This is a genomic window from Culicoidibacter larvae, from assembly GCF_005771635.1.
Taxonomy (GTDB): Bacteria; Bacillota_I; Bacilli_A; order Culicoidibacterales; family Culicoidibacteraceae; genus Culicoidibacter; species Culicoidibacter larvae.
Map to the genome: position 1 here is coordinate 198,380 of NZ_VBWP01000005.1, position 19,716 is coordinate 218,095.

At 40.5% G+C, this 19,716-nt stretch carries 24 protein-coding genes and 2 pseudogenes; 1 reads left to right on the forward strand and 25 read right to left on the reverse strand.

The genetic code is table 11. The features are described from left to right. Positions 1-38: 38 nt before the first annotated feature. Complete coding sequence (locus tag FEZ08_RS07370) at positions 39-566, reverse strand: tRNA (cytidine(34)-2'-O)-methyltransferase (protein ID WP_138191079.1); 528 nt, start codon at positions 564-566, stop codon at positions 39-41. A 24-nt stretch (positions 567-590) separates the two neighbouring features. Then, positions 591-1,094, reverse strand: a complete 504-nt coding sequence (locus FEZ08_RS07375) for a YfcE family phosphodiesterase (protein ID WP_138191080.1) — start codon at positions 1,092-1,094, stop codon at positions 591-593. Positions 1,095-1,287: 193 nt separating this feature from the next. Between FEZ08_RS07375 and FEZ08_RS07380 the strand changes: the two genes are divergently transcribed. Next, a complete protein-coding gene (locus tag FEZ08_RS07380; RefSeq protein ID WP_138191081.1) occupies positions 1,288-1,701 on the forward strand; it encodes a hypothetical protein in 414 nt (137 codons plus the stop codon). Positions 1,702-1,774: 73 nt separating this feature from the next. On the opposite strand, the gene FEZ08_RS07385 is transcribed toward FEZ08_RS07380, so the two are convergent. The 23 genes and pseudogenes from FEZ08_RS07385 to FEZ08_RS07495 form a co-directional block, all read right to left on the reverse strand. Beyond that, positions 1,775-2,452: a hypothetical protein gene (locus FEZ08_RS07385; protein WP_138191082.1), complete on the reverse strand. Its 678-nt coding sequence runs from the start codon at positions 2,450-2,452 to the stop codon at positions 1,775-1,777. 135 nt (positions 2,453-2,587) lie between these two features. Further along, positions 2,588-2,959, reverse strand: a complete 372-nt coding sequence (locus FEZ08_RS12695; protein WP_138191108.1) for an InlB B-repeat-containing protein — start codon at positions 2,957-2,959, stop codon at positions 2,588-2,590. Next, positions 2,960-3,664, reverse strand: a pseudogene (locus tag FEZ08_RS12700) (histidine phosphatase family protein); the annotation flags it as partial. It abuts the gene before it with no gap. Positions 3,665-3,736: 72 nt separating this feature from the next. Continuing rightward, positions 3,737-4,519 (reverse strand): annotated as a pseudogene (locus FEZ08_RS12705) (histidine phosphatase family protein); the annotation flags it as partial. A 366-nt stretch (positions 4,520-4,885) separates the two neighbouring features. After that, positions 4,886-6,151: a UDP-N-acetylglucosamine 1-carboxyvinyltransferase gene (murA, locus tag FEZ08_RS07405; protein WP_138191083.1), complete on the reverse strand. Its 1,266-nt coding sequence runs from the start codon at positions 6,149-6,151 to the stop codon at positions 4,886-4,888. 16 nt (positions 6,152-6,167) lie between these two features. Continuing rightward, on the reverse strand, positions 6,168-6,401 hold the full coding sequence (locus FEZ08_RS07410; protein ID WP_138191084.1) for a DUF1146 domain-containing protein: 234 nt from the start codon (positions 6,399-6,401) through the stop codon (positions 6,168-6,170). A 73-nt stretch (positions 6,402-6,474) separates the two neighbouring features. Next, on the reverse strand, positions 6,475-7,101 hold the full coding sequence (upp, locus tag FEZ08_RS07415) for a uracil phosphoribosyltransferase (protein WP_138191085.1): 627 nt from the start codon (positions 7,099-7,101) through the stop codon (positions 6,475-6,477). A gap of 131 nt (positions 7,102-7,232) precedes the next feature. After that, the gene (glyA, locus tag FEZ08_RS07420) at positions 7,233-8,459 is read right to left on the reverse strand and encodes a serine hydroxymethyltransferase (RefSeq protein ID WP_138191086.1); all 1,227 of its coding nucleotides are present in this window, start codon (positions 8,457-8,459) and stop codon (positions 7,233-7,235) included. A 155-nt stretch (positions 8,460-8,614) separates the two neighbouring features. Continuing rightward, complete coding sequence (gene rpiB, locus FEZ08_RS07425) at positions 8,615-9,058, reverse strand: ribose 5-phosphate isomerase B (protein ID WP_138191087.1); 444 nt, start codon at positions 9,056-9,058, stop codon at positions 8,615-8,617. A 46-nt stretch (positions 9,059-9,104) separates the two neighbouring features. Beyond that, a complete protein-coding gene (locus FEZ08_RS07430; RefSeq protein WP_171014988.1) occupies positions 9,105-9,704 on the reverse strand; it encodes an L-threonylcarbamoyladenylate synthase in 600 nt (199 codons plus the stop codon). Next, positions 9,691-10,575 carry a peptide chain release factor N(5)-glutamine methyltransferase gene (prmC, locus tag FEZ08_RS07435; RefSeq protein WP_138191089.1) on the reverse strand — a complete coding sequence of 295 codons (885 nt, stop codon included), beginning with the start codon at positions 10,573-10,575 and terminating at the stop codon, positions 9,691-9,693. Before prmC ends, FEZ08_RS07430 begins: the two co-directional genes overlap by 14 nt. Before the next feature lie 57 nt (positions 10,576-10,632). Continuing rightward, positions 10,633-11,319, reverse strand: a complete 687-nt coding sequence (locus tag FEZ08_RS07440; protein ID WP_138191090.1) for a hypothetical protein — start codon at positions 11,317-11,319, stop codon at positions 10,633-10,635. A 94-nt stretch (positions 11,320-11,413) separates the two neighbouring features. Continuing rightward, complete coding sequence (gene prfA, locus FEZ08_RS07445; RefSeq protein WP_138191091.1) at positions 11,414-12,484, reverse strand: peptide chain release factor 1; 1,071 nt, start codon at positions 12,482-12,484, stop codon at positions 11,414-11,416. Positions 12,485-12,498: 14 nt separating this feature from the next. Beyond that, complete coding sequence (locus tag FEZ08_RS07450) at positions 12,499-13,104, reverse strand: thymidine kinase (protein ID WP_138191092.1); 606 nt, start codon at positions 13,102-13,104, stop codon at positions 12,499-12,501. 17 nt (positions 13,105-13,121) lie between these two features. Further along, positions 13,122-13,412, reverse strand: coding sequence for a hypothetical protein (locus tag FEZ08_RS07455; protein WP_138191093.1), 291 nt, complete (start codon positions 13,410-13,412; stop codon positions 13,122-13,124). After that, positions 13,412-13,840, reverse strand: a complete 429-nt coding sequence (locus FEZ08_RS07460; RefSeq protein WP_138191094.1) for an acyl-CoA thioesterase — start codon at positions 13,838-13,840, stop codon at positions 13,412-13,414. Before FEZ08_RS07460 ends, FEZ08_RS07455 begins: the two co-directional genes overlap by 1 nt. A gap of 112 nt (positions 13,841-13,952) precedes the next feature. Next, a complete protein-coding gene (gene rpmE, locus FEZ08_RS07465; protein WP_138191095.1) occupies positions 13,953-14,171 on the reverse strand; it encodes a 50S ribosomal protein L31 in 219 nt (72 codons plus the stop codon). 117 nt (positions 14,172-14,288) lie between these two features. Further along, entirely contained in the window at positions 14,289-15,095 is an 807-nt protein-coding gene (locus FEZ08_RS07470; RefSeq protein ID WP_138191096.1) for a PTS system mannose/fructose/sorbose family transporter subunit IID, read from the reverse strand. A 1-nt stretch (position 15,096) separates the two neighbouring features. Further along, a complete protein-coding gene (locus FEZ08_RS07475; RefSeq protein ID WP_138191097.1) occupies positions 15,097-15,894 on the reverse strand; it encodes a PTS sugar transporter subunit IIC in 798 nt (265 codons plus the stop codon). Between the two features lie 32 nt (positions 15,895-15,926). Next, entirely contained in the window at positions 15,927-16,412 is a 486-nt protein-coding gene (locus tag FEZ08_RS07480) for a PTS sugar transporter subunit IIB (RefSeq protein ID WP_138191098.1), read from the reverse strand. 12 nt (positions 16,413-16,424) lie between these two features. Then, positions 16,425-16,823, reverse strand: coding sequence for a PTS sugar transporter subunit IIA (locus FEZ08_RS07485; protein ID WP_171014989.1), 399 nt, complete (start codon positions 16,821-16,823; stop codon positions 16,425-16,427). Between the two features lie 11 nt (positions 16,824-16,834). Continuing rightward, complete coding sequence (locus tag FEZ08_RS07490; protein ID WP_138191100.1) at positions 16,835-18,586, reverse strand: class I mannose-6-phosphate isomerase; 1,752 nt, start codon at positions 18,584-18,586, stop codon at positions 16,835-16,837. A gap of 122 nt (positions 18,587-18,708) precedes the next feature. Further along, positions 18,709-19,578, reverse strand: a complete 870-nt coding sequence (locus FEZ08_RS07495) for a MurR/RpiR family transcriptional regulator (RefSeq protein ID WP_138191101.1) — start codon at positions 19,576-19,578, stop codon at positions 18,709-18,711. Positions 19,579-19,716: the final 138 nt, after the last annotated feature.

Here is a 19,716-nt window from a genome sequence, read left to right on the forward strand (position 1 = left end):
ACGCGCTTGCGCTAGTACCTTGTGTGAAGCGTTTTCATTTACTCTGACTCCGGCGTTACAATCCAATCATAACCCTTTTGGCTTTCCGGCTCAACTAAAGACAAGTGCGGAAAACCTTGTTGGCGCAAAGCTTCAAATACTAACAACATTGCACAGTTTGACAAGTTCAGTGAACGTACATGCTCATTCATAGGAATGCGCAAAGCAGTATCCAAGTGTTGCTGAATAATCGCCTTTGGAATTCCTGAACTTTCACTGCCAAAGCAGAAGTAAATATCTTCTTCAACATCCGCATAATTAAATTGATCATACGTTTTACGGCCATGACGGCTGAGCATATAAAAACTTCCTTGATTTTGCGCAAAGAAACTTTCGGCATCCGGATATACCGTATAATCAACAAACTGGTAGTAATCCATTGCTGCCCGACGCACATACTTTTCGTCTAAGGAAAAGCCAAGCGGCTCAATTAAGTGCAGCTTTGTTCCGGTCGCAGCACAGGTCCGCATGATATTACCGGTATTTGGTGGAATTTCCGGTTGAAATAAAACAACATGTAATGGCATTATTATGTCTCCTTTATCTAACGTCTAAAGCAATTCATCAGTAATATCAGTATGATCATTACTGTTATAAAAACGAACCCGGCGACTGCCATCGTCCTCTAAGTATAAAATTGCATAACTGCCAACCCTTACTTTCCCTCGGGGAAATGAAGTGCTGCCAGGATTGATGCACAAAACCCCGTTTACCACCTCGGCAACCGGTACATGAGTATGACCGTAACATGCAATCGTTGCACCTTGTTCACGGGCTGCCTGTACAACCACATCAGGTCCGAACTCAATACTATACAAATGTCCGTGCGTAACAAAGAACCGTTCGTTCCCTAGATCGGTCACAGCAAATTTAGGATAATCACCGAAATCATTGTTTCCTTTTACTTTTACATAACCAGCCAGCTCAGGATGGGTAACCTCAAGCTGAGAATCACCGCAATGAATGAACAAATCGGCATCACTATGCAACTTATTAACTGCCGTAATATACTTTGTTTGAAAATGGGTATCACTGATAATAACTACCTTTTTCATGTGCTCGCCTCCATATTCAGATTAGTTACTACTATTATACCGCAAAAACCGCTAAAAAAGATATTAAATTGCCAAAAAAGTTTACTGCCTGCGCCCGAGCCGGCAAACCGGATTTTCATAAAAATCCGGTTTGCCGCAGTAGTAAATTATGTTATACTACAATTAGATATATATTACTGAAGGAGTTTTTCACATGGATGGTATGTTAGGTGTTGGGTTTCTGGTTACACTTATTGTAATCACATTAATCCTTGCAGTTCCAACTTGGTTAGTCAAAAACCGCTATAAAAAATTCACCAAATTGATGCGTGAAGAAATTAATCTGGAAAATGTTATGCAAGTTCCGGTTCTCAAAATTAAAGAACTGGTTGATGAATCAGCACATGCATCACAAACCGGCAAAGTAAAAGATCAAGCATACGATGCTTTTCTTGATAAACTGATTAAAGAATATCTTGATAAAATTAACGCCGAAGAGACACCACCAAGAATTAAAGCCAAACAAATCGGACAATTCCGTCGCCATATTGATATTGGCTTAGATACACCGGCACTTGATAAATTAACTGAAGCCGAACAGAAATTAGAAGGTAAAGTTTCTGTATAAGAAAAAAGCGGCGGCCAAATCATTGGCCGCCGCTTTAAAAAATCCCCGCATCTGGAATGTGGGGATTTTCATTTTATACAACATTTGTCTCGTAAACATACCATGCTCCGGCTTCACTGTCATAAAATACAGTAATATTTACCTGAGTTGGAAAACTGTCAGTAAGATTGTTAGCTGAACTTGACTCCGGATTAGCGTATGTGATTGTTACCGTAGCTTTGTAACCCGGATAATTTTTGTCACCCTGATTAACCCAGCTTTCCGTTGCTTCCAGGGTTCCTTCATTAATAGTAACCGTGTCTACTGTCGGTAAGTTTGCTAACCCATACATTTCTTTTAATTCTTCCAGACGGAATAAATAGGTTCCGCTGGCATTGACTTTAAATTCATCAACCGTTCCCGGCATAATAAAATCTAAACCACCCATTTGTTCCAATGTTTCTACATTTGAAAGGGTAAAAAATTGAACGACAAAGTTTTGCATTGCCAGCTGTGCTTCTTCTTCGGTACCACTGAATGGTTTCAACTTCTCATAGCTCGCCAAATATGCTTTTTGCTGTTCAGTTAATACTTTAGCATTGTTATTTGTTGATCCTGTCGTAGGCGGTGTCGGATTGCTAAACATTTGCCAAACAAAGTAGCCACCTACTCCAAGTAATATAACTACAACCATGCCAATAATAATTGGTAGCCGTTTATTTTTTTTACGTTTTTGTTTCCGCGATGAGATTTCTACATTCTTTTTCGCCATTGAACAATTCCTCGTTTCCTTGTAACATCTTTCATATTATAACATAGGACATCAAATAAATTCAACTTCACATATTTATAAGTGAAAAAAGAAAAAGCCGCGGGCACTCCCCGCGGCTTTTTAAACCTTCCCCAACTATCTTTTCTTTTTAATCAAGAAAATTCCTGCACTTATTATTATCAATCCTAAAACTCCGGCTTCGAAAAGTGGTAAACCAGTAGTTGGTAGTGTTGACGTATTCGAATTAGTATTTGTATTTGTTGCATCAGTCGCATTCACTTGCCATTGCGCATGAAGCGTCACTTCTGCAAATGGCATTGTTGTTGTATCAAAATCCCAAATGTCACCATTGCCATCTTCAGCCGTATTCCAATGCAAGAAAGTGTGACCATCCTTTACTGGATCAGCCACTTTTGTTGCCAGTGAAGCATAGTAAACTGATTCAGTTTCTGGTTGTGTACTTGTTCCGCCATTGAGATTATATGTAAGCGCAAATTGTGATTGCATCTTTTGACCCTCAGTTGTGTATGAAGTATCATTTACAGCTTCAACACTGTACTGACCATTTTTGAAAACAACCTTGGTAACACTAGCATTTTTTAGGCCTCCAGCCGGTAATTGCACATCCGGAGCAATCTCAGCAAGTAAAGCACCAATACTTAAGCCATGTGAAACCAATAGAACATTACCGCCACCAGCAAGCGCAGTCTCATTGGCAATCATATTCAGCGATGCGGTTAAACGGTTTTGAATGGTAGTATAATCTTCAGCCGGCCAGTTTTGCATACCGGCATATTCACCGCCTGCCCCCAGACGTTCGGCATCAAGTGCAGCAACACCATTAGCAAACGATTCCGGTGTCATTGTTGTCATCCATTCCTCCAACGTTTTACCATCAGCGGCAGCAATATCATTCCACATAGTATGGTTTAAATCACCTTCATAAGTACCAAAATTAAATTCACGCAAGCGCCAATCAGTCTCTAAACTTGGTGCAGTATTACGATTACCGGCTAGAATAAGATTTGCGGTTTCCACTGCACGGCCACTGTCACTGCTATACGCTGAAACAAAATCAATATCGCGTAAACCTGCTGCGGTATAATTAACAACCTCTTCTCCTGCAGGTGTTAATGGGGCATCAGCCCAACCTTGTACCCGGTCAGTTGTATTTAACATTGTTTTACCATGACGCACAATGTAAATAACCACTTCATTAGCAGAGTCAACTGGTGCAACCGGACTTACACTTCCCAGCGCCGGAGCAGTAACTTCTGCTGCCTGTCCTGCTTGAATGTAAGTTAAATCATTAATTGTTTCAATTGTATATTGACCATCTTTGTAAGTCACTTTACTTACACTGGCATTTTTTAATCCTGAAGCTGGCAAGCTAGCGCTAGGGTCAATATCTTTCAATAATGCTCCAATACTTAAACCATGCGAAACAATCAATACATTACCGCCACCATTCTGGCTTTGGCTTTCAGCAATTGCATCCATTGACGCTTTTAACCGGGCAGCAATTGTTGCATAATCTTCTGCCGGCCAGTTGTTTATCCCCGGATTAGCCGCCATATAATCAGCATCTAACGCTGCAACGCCATTAGCAAACGATTCCGGTGTCATTGTTGTCATCCACTCTTCCATCGTTTTACCATCGGCAGCCGCAATATCATTCCACATTACCGGATTTTCTTCACCCTCATAATGGCCAAAATTAAATTCACGTAAACGCCAGTCAGTCTCTAAACTTGGTCTAGTCTGCTCATTCTCTGCCAAAATCAGATTTGCAGTTTCGACAGCACGCCCAGAATCACTGCTGACCGCTTTATCAAACTGAATATCCTTTAAACCATACCCTGCCTGAGCAACAACATCTGCTCCAGCCTGTGTCAACGGTGCATCTGCCCACCCTTGTACCCGATCAGTTGTATTCAACATCGTTTTACCATGGCGAACAATATAAAAAGTGACCTCGTCCGAACCAGCATCGACAACTAACACTTTTGCAAACGTCACTGAAAATAATAAAGTGAGTGCTGCAAATAATTTGAACATTTTCTTCATAATACAAAATCCTCTCAACACATAAAATAGTTTGTAAATACTTGAAAAATCTATTTCAGGTTGCAAACACGATTACCAACACCCTGCAAATTGGCAATCCCCCCCCTTAAAAATCCCCCTATTAACAAAATAAAAAACCCAAAAAGTAATCAAGACAAATTAAAGTCTCTCAATACTTTCCGGGTTTTGCCCATCACTAATGAACAGTTACAATCCCAAGACATATATTTCCAAGTTACCCTCATTATAACAAATCGCCCCAATCTATGCAAGCGTTTTCTAAAATAGAAAATAGTTCTTGTTATCGACTTCATAAGAAAAATAAAAAGAGACTAAATGTCGCACTTAGTCTCTTTCCCATTCCTATTAAAATTCAACAATTGCTTCAATCTCTGCACCCAAATCAGCAAGCTTGCCAAACAAATTCTCATAACCACGCTCGATATGCTCAACGCCATCAATCTCGCTTTCGCCATCAATAACCAGCGCTAAAATCACCAACGCCGCTGCACTTCGCACATCTTCAGCATTCATTGTTGTTGCGGTAAGCGGGAAGCCACCTTCAACAACCGCCATATTCCCATTCAATTGAACTTGCGCGCCACTGCGAACAAATTCTTCAATATGAACGAAACGATTTTCGAACACCGATTCAACAATAATACTTGTGCCATCAGCAACCAACAATGCCGGTAAAATAAGTGCCTGAGTGTCAGTATGAAAACCAGGATATGGCGCTGTCTTAATATCAGTAGCTTTAAAAGGTTGACTGGCATCAATAGTAACTGAATTACCATTTTCAGCAATCGCAATACCCATTTCACGTAACTTAGCCAGTAAGCTTTGTAAATGCTTAGGAATAACGCCATCAACTTTTACTTTACCATGAGTTGCCGCCGCCGCTAACAAATAGGTTGCCGCCTCAACTCGGTCAGGAATCACCTCATGGTAAACACCTGCAAGTCGCTCCACACCGCTAATTTCAATTCGCTCCGTACCAGCGCCTTTAATATCAGCACCCATACGATTCAGGAAATTTGCCAAGTCAACAACTTCCGGCTCCTTAGCCGCATTTTCAATAACCGTATCACCAACAGCAAGGCTGGCTGCAATCATTGCGTTTTCAGTTGCACCAACACTTGGGAAATCCAAATTGATGAATCCACCTTTTAATTTACCTTCAACCCGGGCATGAATAATGCCATAATCAAGGCTAATTTCTGCGCCTAATTCTTTCAATGCTTTTAAATGCAAGTCAATTGGCCGACTGCCAATTGCACAACCACCAGGCATCGCAATCGACACCTCTCCGCATCTTGCTAGTAACGCACCCATTACCAAAATAACGGCGCGCATCTGACCAACCAGCTTTGCCGGTGGTTCAGTTGATAGCTCCGTGCTACTGGCATCAATCGTCAATACATTGTCAGCAAACAATACCCGCGCCCCTAAATTATTTAAAACTGCGCTCATCACCTGTACATCTGTAATGTCAGGGACATTATCTATCTCACTGACACCGCCCTCAGCCAAAAGTGCTGCTGCCATAATTGGCAACGCAGCATTTTTTGAGCCTTGTACTTCAACCTCACCATTTAATTTTTTTCCGCCATGAACAAGTATTTTGCTCATATTAACACCTCCGTGTTTATACTAAGCCGGCCATCTGCTGACCGATCTGGAAAATTGCAATCAGAAAATTTCCTACAAGAAATCCGCACGCAATTGAAACGAATATATGAATAAATATAATAACCCGCGGCTCCGTTCCCGGACGCATAAATTTCTTGAAATCAATAAACTGAAAAAGATAAAACGATGCGCAAATAGCAACGAGATAAAGACCAAATTGAGTAATATACCATGCTAGGTTATTTGTCATCTATTTTAACCTCCATATAGACCAAAAGCTTTGACTCAGTTTATCCCCTGAGTCAAAGCAGTGTTTACATATCTTATTTTGTACCAAACAAACGGTCACCGGCATCACCAAGACCCGGAACAATATAGTTGGCATCATTTAATCCTTCATCTAAAGCTGCTAAATAAATATTAACATCCGGATGTGCTTCCTGGATAACCGCAACACCTTCCGGTGCACCAACCATGCAAACTAACTTGATTGACTGTGCGCCATTATCTTTTAAAATTTGAATTGCTTTTACCGCTGAAACTCCGGTGGCTAGCATTGGATCAACAAGCAACACCATTGCTTGATCAAGGCCTTCCGGTAACTTAGCAAAATATTGTTTTGCTTCAAATGTTTCCTCATCACGGTAAATACCGATGTGCCCAACCTTAGCATTAGGAATCAAAGTTCTGATACCATCAACCATGCCTAATCCAGCACGCAGAATTGGCACAATAATTACATCCTGTGCTAATGTTTTTTGGGTAGAAAGCATAATTGGTGTTTCCACTTCAACATTTTTCAATTTTAAATCACGAGTAATTTCATATGCCATCAGACCGGCAATTTCATTTACTGTCTCATAAAAAGACTTCGTTGTCGTTTCTTTATTGCGGATTAATGTTAATTTATGATGAATTAATGGATGATCGAATACTAAAACATTTGACATATTGAGTTTACTCCTTTTATTCTGGTTTAACTATATTGTAGCATAAAATCCCATAAAAAGAAAAGCAGTACAATATAAAAATGCTATTCGAAAATAGCATTTTTGTCACATTAATTGAAATCAGTTATTGTCTAGTCAACATATAACGGAAATTTCTCCAACAATTCTTTCACTTCGGTGCGTACTGCCATAATATTTTCAAGGGTATCCTCCATTTTAAGGGCCTTGTCAATCAATACCGCAACATGCTCAAACTCTGCTTCTTTAAATCCACGTGTCGTCATCGCCGGAGTTCCAACCCGAAGACCACTTGTTACAAATGGTTTCTCCTCGTCGAAAGGAATCGCATTTTTATTGGCAGTAATACCTACCTTATCTAAGCGCGCTTCCGCATCTTTACCAGAAATACCATAATGACCTTTTACATCAATCATCAACAAGTGATTATCGGTCCCGTTTGAAATAACCCGAACGCCAAGCTCAATAAATTTATTAGCAAAAGCAATCGCATTAGCCACCACCTGTTTTTGATACGTAATAAAATCTGGTTGCAACGCCTCACCGAAAGCCACCGCCTTCGCCGCAATAACATGCATCAACGGACCACCTTGCATACCCGGGAAGACAATCCGATCAAGATCTTTGGCGAATTGCTCCTTACATAAAACAATCCCGCCACGAGGGCCGCGCAATGTTTTATGGGTAGTAGAAGTAACGAAATCAGCATACGGTACCGGACTTGGATGTACTCCCGCAGCCACAAGACCGGCAATATGAGCCATATCTACCATTAAATACGCGCCAACCTCATCAGCAATCTTACGAAACTCAGCAAAATCAATTGTTCTTGAATACGCACTGGCTCCGGCAACAATCAACTTCGGTTTATGCTTTAATGCAGCTTCACGAACAACAGCATAATCAATATGCTCAGTCTCGGCATCAACACCATAAGAAACAAAATTATATGACATACCGCTAAAATTCAATGGATGCCCATGCGTTAAGTGGCCGCCATGTGCTAAATCCATTCCTAGCACCGTATCGCCATGTTCAAGCACCGTCATATAAACTGCCATATTAGCCTGGCTTCCCGAGTGCGGCTGCACATTAGCATGCTCCGCGCCATATAAAGCTGCCAATCGGTCACGAGCCAAATCCTCAACCACATCAACATACTCACAACCACCATAATAACGACGGTGCGGGTACCCCTCAGCATATTTATTGGTCATAACCGAACCTTGTGCTTCCATAACATCACGACTAACAAAATTTTCTGAAGCAATTAACTCAATACTCCATTGTTGGCGATGCAACTCATTCTTTATTGCTTGTTCAATGACTTGATCTTTCATTTTATCAAACTCCCAAACTATAATATATTGTAACTAATTTCATTAAAGTACTGTCTATCAGACTGATTCCGACAAGGGACTAGCAGCAAAGCTGCGTCGAAAAAGCTTCACACAGGGTACTTCGTACGGATGCGGCGTTTCTCCACAGTCTGATTTTAATATTCTGCTTCAATTTCAGCCAACTTCTGCAAACGTCGCTCATGGCGGCCGCCTTCGTATTCACTGCTTACCCAAGTTTCAACAATCATCTTAGCTAAATCAATACCGATAACCCGGGCACCCATAGCCAAAACATTACTATTATTATGCTCACGAGTTACCTTCGCCGTAAACACATCATGCACCAATGCACAACGCACCCCATGCACCTTATTGGCAGCAATACTCATACCAATACCAGTACCGCAAATTAAAATTCCTAAATCATATTCACCCGCAGCAACACTTTTTGCTACCGGCTTCGCATAATCAGGATAATCAACTGATTCACTGCCATCTGTCCCAAAATCACTATACTCAATATTCATTGAATCCAATAACTGCATAACCTCAGCTTTCAACTCAACTCCTGCATGATCAGCACCAAGCGCAATCTTCATAAGAACCTCCACCTTTCACATAATAACTAATTATACCAAAAACCAACTAATAATTCCGCAAAAGAACATCTCCAATATCCTTTTTACTAATCGCGCCAATCCGATGGAAGAGAAATTCACTATCGCGCCATTCAACAATCGTCGAAGCCATCCCGTTTCCAGCCAGCTCCTCATCAAAAATCATAACATCCGGAAAGGTCGAATCAAGGAGAGCCACCGTCGGCAACGGCGCCTCTCCCGAGCGATTAGCACTCGTTGTCGCCAAAACCCCGGTCTCAGCCACAATCCTTGTCACTAGCTCACTCTGCGGAATACGTAGTGCAATCGTATCAAGACCAGCATTTACATATTCAGGAACCGCGGTACTCTTCGGCAAAATAACCGTCAACGCCCCTGGCCAAAAATGTGCCATCAACTGCTCAACAGCCTCGGGAATCTCAGCAACATATGGCCGCAACGCCTCAACATCAGCACCAAACAAAATCAGCGCCTTCTCCGCTGGTCGTTGCTTCAAGTGATACACCGCATCAACCGCTTCCGGCTGCGCCACACTCGCTGCAAAGCCATACACCGTATCTGTTGGTATAATTACCGGATTGCCACTGCGCAATTCGGTAATCAAACTTTCTACACTACGCGTCAGCATCTGCATCACCAATTAGTTCAATATTATTATAAACAAACAACATCCGATCCTTGCCGTTTATATCCTTTAACACGCGAATAATTGCATCAGGAAAGTGCTCACTTGCAACCGCAACCAAACGCTCAGCCTGATCAAAACCAATCTCAAATGCCAGCACACTACGTTCCTTCAACAAACTGCTTGCCGTCGATAAAATCTGCTTGTAAAAACGCAAGCCATCATTACCACCAAACAAAGCAACATGCGGCTCATTTTCTTTTACCAGCGAATCAACCGTTTCTTCGTCAGGAATATATGGTGGATTCGACAACAAAATATCAAACTTCAACCCCGCTTCAATAAACGGCGTCGTCATATCACCAAGCAAAAATTCAACACCCGGTGCAAACTCCGCGGCATTCCGCTTCGCTACCGCCACCGCGGCCTCACTAATATCGCTCGCCCACATGTGCACTCGCGGTTCCTCCGCCGCTACGCTCACGGCAATAGCTCCGCTGCCGGTACCGACATCAACAACATCCAAAGCTTGATAATCTTCAAAGTAATCATCAATTGTTTCCAGAACCTTATAAACTAATTCCTCGGTTTCTGGGCGAGGAATTAGCACATCTTCATTCACAATCAAATTGCGCCCACAAAAATACTCAAACCCGACAATATATTGCACCGGCTCATGATTCACAACAAAACGATTCAGCATTGCCGTAAACGTTTGATAATCGCTATCACTCATCTCAGTATCCAAATCAGCCCACAGCTGGTAACTCTCAATCTGCAAAATATCCATCAAAAGAATTCTTGCAATATGCTCATCACCATTTACCGTCGCCAATTGCTTTTTTGCCTCACTTAATACCTCACGTATCAGCATACCTTCACCTCTAAAAAAATGATAAAGCGTCGGGCTCGGTCGCAGCCAGCCGCTTTTCTAAGTTTCATCACCAAAACGCGGTTGTTTAGGGATGGTTTTATATTCCTTTGGCTCAACAAAGCGCCAAGTAAAATTATATGGATCAATATCATCGCGTTTTATTACTGCCTTCATGGTACTGCGATTAAAATCATGAAAATAAAATCTGAACTCTTCCCATGGTTCAGTAATTTTTTCCTTAGCGCCAATACACACATAAAAAGCGGTTGCATAATCCTGCTCCAAATAGTTAATAAAATTTAAACTCTCAGCAGTCAGTATCCGCCCGGCACGCCCCTCTTGGTTCTCCAAGAGCGCCAGCTGATCTGACCAAATCAGCTCGCCGCGGTATTTATGCTGCGCGGTCTTGATGACCACATCAACCCGCTTTAAATTAATCCCGCGATACTTCACATACAGTGACGAACGGAAAAAATAACCAGTCACATATGGATTAGGCAGTACATCTTCGGTAATCGGATCGCGGTAAACCGTATCATCACCGGTCAAATCCAATTGCCGGTAGTTACCAATTAACTCCAAAAATATTTTTGATTTTCTTATATAGGTTTTATATAAAAAATCAATGCCGCCTTTTAATATGCCAACTACGATTGATGTTAACAATGCCGAGGCAACCGCTACCCCGAGAACTGTCGCCAAAATATCTTCCGGCGTCTGCAAGAACTGTTCCAACCAACTCATATTGCTTCCTCCTCATATTGACAGAAAAACTGCTCCAAGATAACTTAAAGCAGTCTGTTTCATAAGCATTTCTATCTTGATATTCTACCAATTTTTATGCATTATTTGTTAATTTCTCTTTTAATTCCTGACCTTGCAAGGCATCAATAATATCATCAAGTTTACCTTCCATAACGCGATCAAGTTGTTGCAAGGTAAAACCGATTCGATGATCAGTCACCCGGTTTTGCGGGTAATTATAAGTACGGATTTTTTCTGAACGATCACCGCTACCTAATTTTGACTGCCGTTCTGCGGCTGCTTTTGCTTGCTGCTCTTGCAATTGTAAATCATACAATTTTGCCTTCAATACTTTCATTGCCTGGTCTTTATTCTCATGCTGAGAACGACCATCCTGACAAGTAACAACTAATCCAGTAGCTAAATGGGTAATCCGCACAGCTGAGTCGGTTGTATTAACCGACTGTCCACCGGCACCACCAGAACGATATACATCAACTTTGATATCATTATCTTTAATTTCAATCTCAATTGAATCATCAACTTCCGGCATAACTAAAACCGTTGCCGTTGAAGTATGAATCCGTCCTTGTGATTCCGTTGCTGGAACCCGTTGCACCCGGTGCGAACCAGATTCGAATTTCAATTTTGAATAAGCACCCTTACCTTTTACTAAAAACGAAACCTGAGCAAAACCACCGGCTTCCGACTCATTCATATCTAAAGGTTCAACTTTGTACCCTTGACTCTCAGCATATTTAACATACATCCGGTACAAATCCCCAGCAAAAATATTCGCTTCATCACCACCGGCTGCACCACGAACCTCAATAATTACATTTCGCTCATCATTTGGATCTTTTGGAACAAGCAACATCTGAAGCTTTTCTTCGATAACTTCCTTTTGTTCCTCCTGATCTTTCAATTCGGCTTTGGCCATCTGACGAAGTTCTTCATCAGATTCGTTTTCAAGGATCTCTTTAGCCTCATCAATTTCAGCTAAAACACCTTTATATACCATAAACTCCTCATAAATCGGAGCCAAATCTGAATGCTCTTTTGAATAAGTGCGAAGTTTATTCGGATCACTTAGTACTTCAGCATCACTTAATAATTCACTTAATTGGTTGTATCTTGCCTCAACGCTATCTAAACGGTCACGCATATAACAACTTCACCTTACCTTTCTAAAAAATCAGCTCTTGGTTTATCCGGCACCTCATGACATGCATGACAACGTGCCTCATAGCTTTCAGTTGCCGCAACTAATACAATCGGATCATTATAGCTTGCCGGCTGGCCATCAATAATACGCTGAGTTCTCGTTGCAGCGGCACCGCATTTCATACAAATTGCAGTTAACTTAGTAACAAACTCAGCCTTTGCCAACAACGCCCCCATAATACCAAAAGGTTCACCACGAAAATCCATGTCCAGACCGCTGACAATAACCCGAACACCATTAGCAGTTAAGTAATCAATGATTGGAATAATTTCCTCATCAAAAAATTGCACTTCATCAATAGCGACAGCATCAACATCATCCGGAAGATAATTTAAAATTTCTCGTGCCTCACTGATAATAACCGCCTCAATCTTGCTGCCATTGTGTGAAACAACTTCAATCTCACTGTACCGATTATCAATTTTCGGACGGAAAACAACAAACTTCCACTTAGCGTACTGTAACCGTGTAACCCGACGAATTAATTCCTCAGTCTTACCGGCAAACATACCGCCGCAAATGACTTCAAGCCATCCCTCTGCATGCATATCAAACTGCATAATTCAATTTCTCCTTCTTACCAATACCAAAATATTGTTCTTAAAATAATTTGACCACCAATACCAATAATGAACATCATCACTAACGGTGAAAAATCAATCTCATACTTCTTTGCAAACGTCACCTTAAGTCGCAAAACCAATGTCCACACATAAATTTTTGCCAGCAACTTTCCGGGCTTGGTTTCCAAAGCATCATGAGCCCAATTATATATTGCAAAATACATCAATAAACCAATGTTGTACATCGTTATCGCAAATCCGATCAACGAGTACAGCGGCCATAATGTAGCACCAATTCCAAACATTATGCTTCCTCTTTTTGATAAGCCTCTTCATAACGAGCAAACCATTCCGGGAATAAACGGCGGAATGAAATTGGTTTGAAAGATTCTTTATTTACACAAATAGTTACAATAATTGCTGTCAAACAAACCTCATCAGCTTGATTAACAACTTCCTGCGCATAAGTAACTCCTAAAGAGCTCAATTTGTGAATACGAGTACGCACTCGCACCACATCGCCATACTTAGTAGGACGTTTATATTTCATCTCAACAGAAACAATCGGCGAAATAATTCCCGCTGCTTCCATATCAACATAACTTAACCCTAAATCTTTAACAAATTCAGCGCGTCCAACCTCTAACCATGCTAAATAATTAGCGTGATAAACGACACCCATCTGATCTGTTTCCGCATAGCGAACCTCGATTTCTTTCTCTGCAATGTGCATATAATCGCCTACCTTTCATCTTTTCTATTATACATGATTTATTGGTAAAAATATAGTCAAAAGAAAATGGTTATCAGCAGATAAACTGCTGATAACCATCGGTCTTTTAAAACTATTCTTGTTCTTCTGATTTAATGCCATATTTTTTATTGAATCGTTCCACACGTCCATCAGCAGCAACAAAGCGTTGACGTCCTGTATAGAATGGATGGCAGTTTGAACAAGTATCTACACGAATTTCATCTAAAACTGAACCAGTTTCAAATTCATTCCCACAAGATGTACAAGTTACTTGTACTTTTTTATAATTTGGGTGAATACCTTTTTTCATAACTCATTTCTCTCCTTCCGCCCTAAATGCTTATTATCATCTAGAGTAAGTTCCTTATATATTATAGCAATAACAATCCTATAAAGCAACAGAAATATATGAAAATCGATACTAAAATTATAATATGCCGGTAAGTACACCAACAATCGCTACTGCCAGTAAAATAAGCAGTACCATCGTTGCTGAAACCTTCTTCATTGAGATTAACCACCAACAGAACATAACTGCCGCAAGTCCCAATAATCCAGGGAAAAACGAATCAATAGTTGCTTGCAACTGAATTAATTCTTCACCATTTGGAATAGCCAATGGCGTTACTACACTAACAAACATTGCTGCCAATCCGCCAACTACTACTAACCCAAGTACATTGAGTGCACTACGGATAGCCTCTGAATTATCTCCAAGCAAACTATCAATTGCGGTAACACCCATTTTGTAACCACGCATATATAAAAAGTATGAAAGACTGCCAACAATACCTAAGAAGGCAATAACATAAAAGACAATTCCCAACGGACTACCACTTGTTGATAGCCCCATCCCAATTGATAATAAAATCGGAATCAGAATCCCCTGCAGAATTGAATCACCAATTCCCGCTACTGGTCCCATTAAACTGGTCTTAATACTCAGCATTACTTCATCGTCAATCTCTGCTCCATTAGCACGTTCTTCTTCCATTGAAGCAATAATTCCATTTACAACACTACCAACTTGTGGCTCAGTGTTATAAAAAGCCGAGTGCCGCACTAAGGCTTTTTTCTTTTCCTCAGGATCATCTTTATATAATTTATCAACAACCGGAGTCATCGACTGAGCAAACCCATGGGCTTCAAGTTTCTCAAAACTCATTGAAGACAGGTGAAACATCGCCCATGAAAGCCAACCTTTACGTAAATCTTTTTTCGTTAACTTCGCCATACTAAATCACCTCATCTTCTTCCAATTGTGGCGCGCCGCCTCGCTTACTCTCAATCAAGAAAATAAAGTAAGCAATCACCGCCGCTACAATTGTCAATGCAATCATATTTTTCACTGCAAACACTATAAAAACAAATCCTGCCAAGAAAAAGACAAGTTGCCATTTGTTTTTCAAAACCAAATTAAGCAGTAAGGCAATTCCTAATGCCGGTAATAAGCCACCAAGTACATTCATAATACTGATTACTTGTACCGGAATAATAGCTAACGCTTGGGTAACAAAAGCTTCACCAAAGTAAATTGCTAAAGCGATTGGTACAACCCGAAGCAAGAAGTTAATTGCCTGCGGCCAAACCGCATTATTCATAAAAATCCCTCTTGCGTCGCCACGCTCTGCTGCTCGCATCGCCCGATCATTCCAAAATGAATTCTCAACCATCATAAAGTTATGTAAAATCAACCCTAATGCACCAATAGCAATAGATAAAGTAACCACAACCCCAACATCAGCACCAGCCAACATACCTAAAGCAATCCCGCCGTATGCTGCATAAGTAATCTCAGAATTCTGAGTCCCGCCGGTAGAAATTGTTGCAATGAAAGCTGCCTGAACTGCAACCCCCATAATAATTCCGGTCGTAATATCACCCAGAATAATACCAATAATCAACCCGGCAACTAAAGGCCGTCCAATAACATAATAGCCACCGGTAACACCAAGCAACCATGGCGATGAAACTGATCCAAGATAACAGAAAACACCGATTAACACTGCCTGCATTAATAAAAACCAATCCATACACATATACCTCCTTTTTTATTTAGAAAGAACTATTTTACTTCTCTAATTTTACTCCAAGTCGTCGCACTCTCATCAGGAATCAACTGAAACGTAATTGCCACCCCATGATTATGCAAAAACTCAAATGCCTCAGCCTCTTCATCAGTAATCGACACATTCTTGGCAACCTGTTTCGTCTCACTGCGACTGCTCATCGGACCAACATTCAACTCATGGCCAAAATCACCGCCAGCCTCAATCAGCTTCTTCAACGTAATCGGTGAATTCACAATCAAAAAGTAACTATTCTTAGCTGCAAGTGCCTTTGCAATTTTTTCAACACCCTCACTAATTGTATAAACCCCGACTTTAACACCCGGAGGCGCCGCGTGTTCAAGTATCTTCTTTTGCAGCGGATCATGAGCTGCTTTTTCATCCACAACTAAAATCCCATTGCATGGCTTATACTTTGCCCAGCGAGTTACTACCTGACCATGAATGATTCGGTCATCTATACGTACAAATGATATAGGCATATACACTCCTCCTTAAAAATCTAAAACTTCAATATTCGCCTGCCCGCATTCAACGGCAAACTTTGCTAACTCCGCGACCGCCATACTGCCGCTAGCCAATACCGTCTCCAAATACATCGGCAAATTTAACCCAGCCACTAACTTCATCTGCTCTGCAGCCTCATGTGTCAAAATATACCGAAAACTCTCATTATATGGCGTACCGCCTTTTAAGTCACAAAGAATCAGCACCTCACTATACTGCTCGCTCATTTGCTGGAGTTTATCGTTCAACTGAACGACAAACTCCTCGATACCGCTCGCCGTCAGTGACACTACTTCAACATTGCTTTGTGCTCCGGCAATCATCGTTCCGGAATCAATAATTCCTTCGGCAAATTTTCCGTGACTTGTCACTAAAATTCCAAGCATACACATTCTCCTTACTGAATACGTGCGCGTAAGATAGCAACCTGCTCACTCTCACCAATATTTCGTATTCTGAATTTTTTCACTTGCGCTGGGATAATAAATGTTTCAGCATAATGCACTTCGTATGGCTCGAATGCATGTTCTACACTCTCAACCACTACCTTATCACCAGCCACCAGATTCAACATATTAACGGTCTTTTCTGAATTGTCATAATCAACAAATTCAGTAAACCAATCCCGCTCAGTTCTTATTTGTTCAGTTTTATATAATCCGGTTTTTTCCTTTTTATGATGCTCAGTATCGACTAGAACTTCAAAATTATTCACTAGATTATCTTCAACCCATTGTTGCGAACGATTCCAATTAATAACCTTCTTACCATGATCAAGATGCACAGGTCTTGGTTTACCATCCATGCCAAGACGACCCCAATCCCATAATTTAAAAGTAAAAATATATGCACACAGACTGATTTCAAGAACCATTGCATCAGTACCGGAACAATGAATTGTCCCTGATGGAATCAAGAAATGATCATGTTTTTTAGCCGCAAATGTAGTAATATACTTATCTGCATCAAAAGCAACATCACCATTTTGAGCTTCATATAAATCATTCACCAAAGCTTCTGAATCAACACCATCCTTCACACCAAGGTAAACCAAAGCACCATCCTTGGCATCAAGCATATAATAGCTTTCTTCCTGTGTATAATCCATACCAAAATGCTTTTTGATATACTCCTTATCCGGATGCACCTGCAAACTTAAATTCTGCCCGCCAATTGTATCAAGGAAGTCAAAGCGAATTGGTAACTCCGCACCGAAGCGACTAAAAACTAATTCTCCCAGCAACGACATCGGATACTTCAGAACCGCATTAATTGCCGGCGTCTCGATACGCACCCCACCAAAATCCAACAACAAGCTGTTTTCTTCAGCAACACCATCGAAAGCCCATGCAAAATTTTCTCGACTCTGATCCAAGCCTAAATGCTCTTTCATCCATTGTCCGCCCCAGACACCCGGGTCAAAATATGGCACTAGTCGGAACGGCCCCTGCAATAATTGCTCTAAACCTGAACAATAATCTGACCACTTCAACATTTTCGGTTCATTCAAAGTATTATCATCAATATAAAAGTCAATCGTATCAAAAAGCTCAACCTTTAACCGATCGGCAGCCCGCCAATCTAAGAAGAAACCACGCTTGTACTTACGTAAAATATCTTCATCAAAATTAGTATCATTCCAGTTGCCTTGCTCCAAAGAACGCATCCGCTGCTGGATTTCCCAACGTGCCACATCAACATATGCGGTAATATCTGCCTTAGCAGCTAAACTCGCTCCGGTTCCAAAGACTATGGTTAAACCGCTTGATATTGCGTCAACGCTTTGCCGCAATAGTTGAAGTTTATCTTTATCATAATAGTCTTCAATAGTAATAGCAGCCATTCTCCCAAAAACCCGGTCATCAGTAATCAACATACTAAACTTTTCTTGGATCTCTCCGCCGCTTAAAGCGAAGTTATCAGCAAAAATAATATTGGCATCAGGTAAATATTGTTTTATTGCATCTGCCAGTTCTGCGAACCGTGCCCCAGGATAAAGCTCAATAGCAATTATTGGCTTCTCTTTATGTAATTCTTTCGCTGCATTCGCTAAAGCTAAAAGAATCTCCTTATATCCTGTCCAAGTCGTAAAATCACCCTTTACTCTTGTTGTAGGAAAATGATTATATGTCGTATGATTTACACTCAATTACGACGCCTCCTTTCATTTGTGATTTAATCATAATGAAAAAAAGCGCTTTCTTCAAGAAAATAGCAGAATAGCGAAAAGCATTTTCGCTCTAAGAAAAAAATCACTTCGAAAAGTGATTTTTACTCCATATTATTATTTTTCTTATTCTTAAAATACGGTCTTGTACGAGTAATTTTTGACACAACAATATCATCAAACGTACTTGCATAAACCGAATAAATGATATCCATTAAATGCATCATTTCAATACGCGAAGCAGCAGCAACATAACCCTCAGGATATTCAATCTGTGCTACTGCTATACTGCAATCAGCTACCCGGGCTAACGTATTATCATTCTCAGAAGTGAACGATATCGTATATGCTCCTAGTTGTTTAGCTATCTCTAATGCAGCAATGACTTCTTTAGTCTCACCACTATAAGAAATACCAACTGCCACAGAATCAGCTGTAGATTGCTGTGCTTGCGAAATTTGTATATGCGAATCAGCAAATGCGCTGGTATTTTTACCTGAACGCAAAAAACGATATGAAAAATCTTGTGCCACTAAATTAGATATTCCACAACCATAAAAATCAATACGACTGGCAGTAAAAAATATATTAGCAAGTTCAACAACAACTTCCGGATCAAGAAATTGTGCGCTTCTAATCATTCCATTAACCGTTAAATTAGTAATAACCTCGCTAATTTCAACAGCTGCCTTGTTTGGATAAATATAGCCTCTCTCATAAACCTCTTCCTCATCAAAGGCCCACTTATGCATATTAATAATAAAATCCTGCTTAAAATCAGTAAAACCATTATACCCTAATTTTTTACACATTCTAACGATTGTTGCTGGACTCGTATAACATGCCTCTGCCAGTTGAGTAATATGCATTGCCTTAACTGCATCTTTGTTGTTAATAATAAATTTAGCAATATCTTGATATGAACTCGCTGACTCTTTGGTAAGTGCTTGAAGCTGAATTATCCCTGATTTCACTCGCATACCTCCAATATAAAATTTGTTACTGTAATTATTATAGCATATATAGATTTAATAAAACAAAAAAGGAACAGACATGAATGCTGCTCCAAGGAATGTTGATGAAAATAAAAAAAGCCCGGCGACGTCTTACTC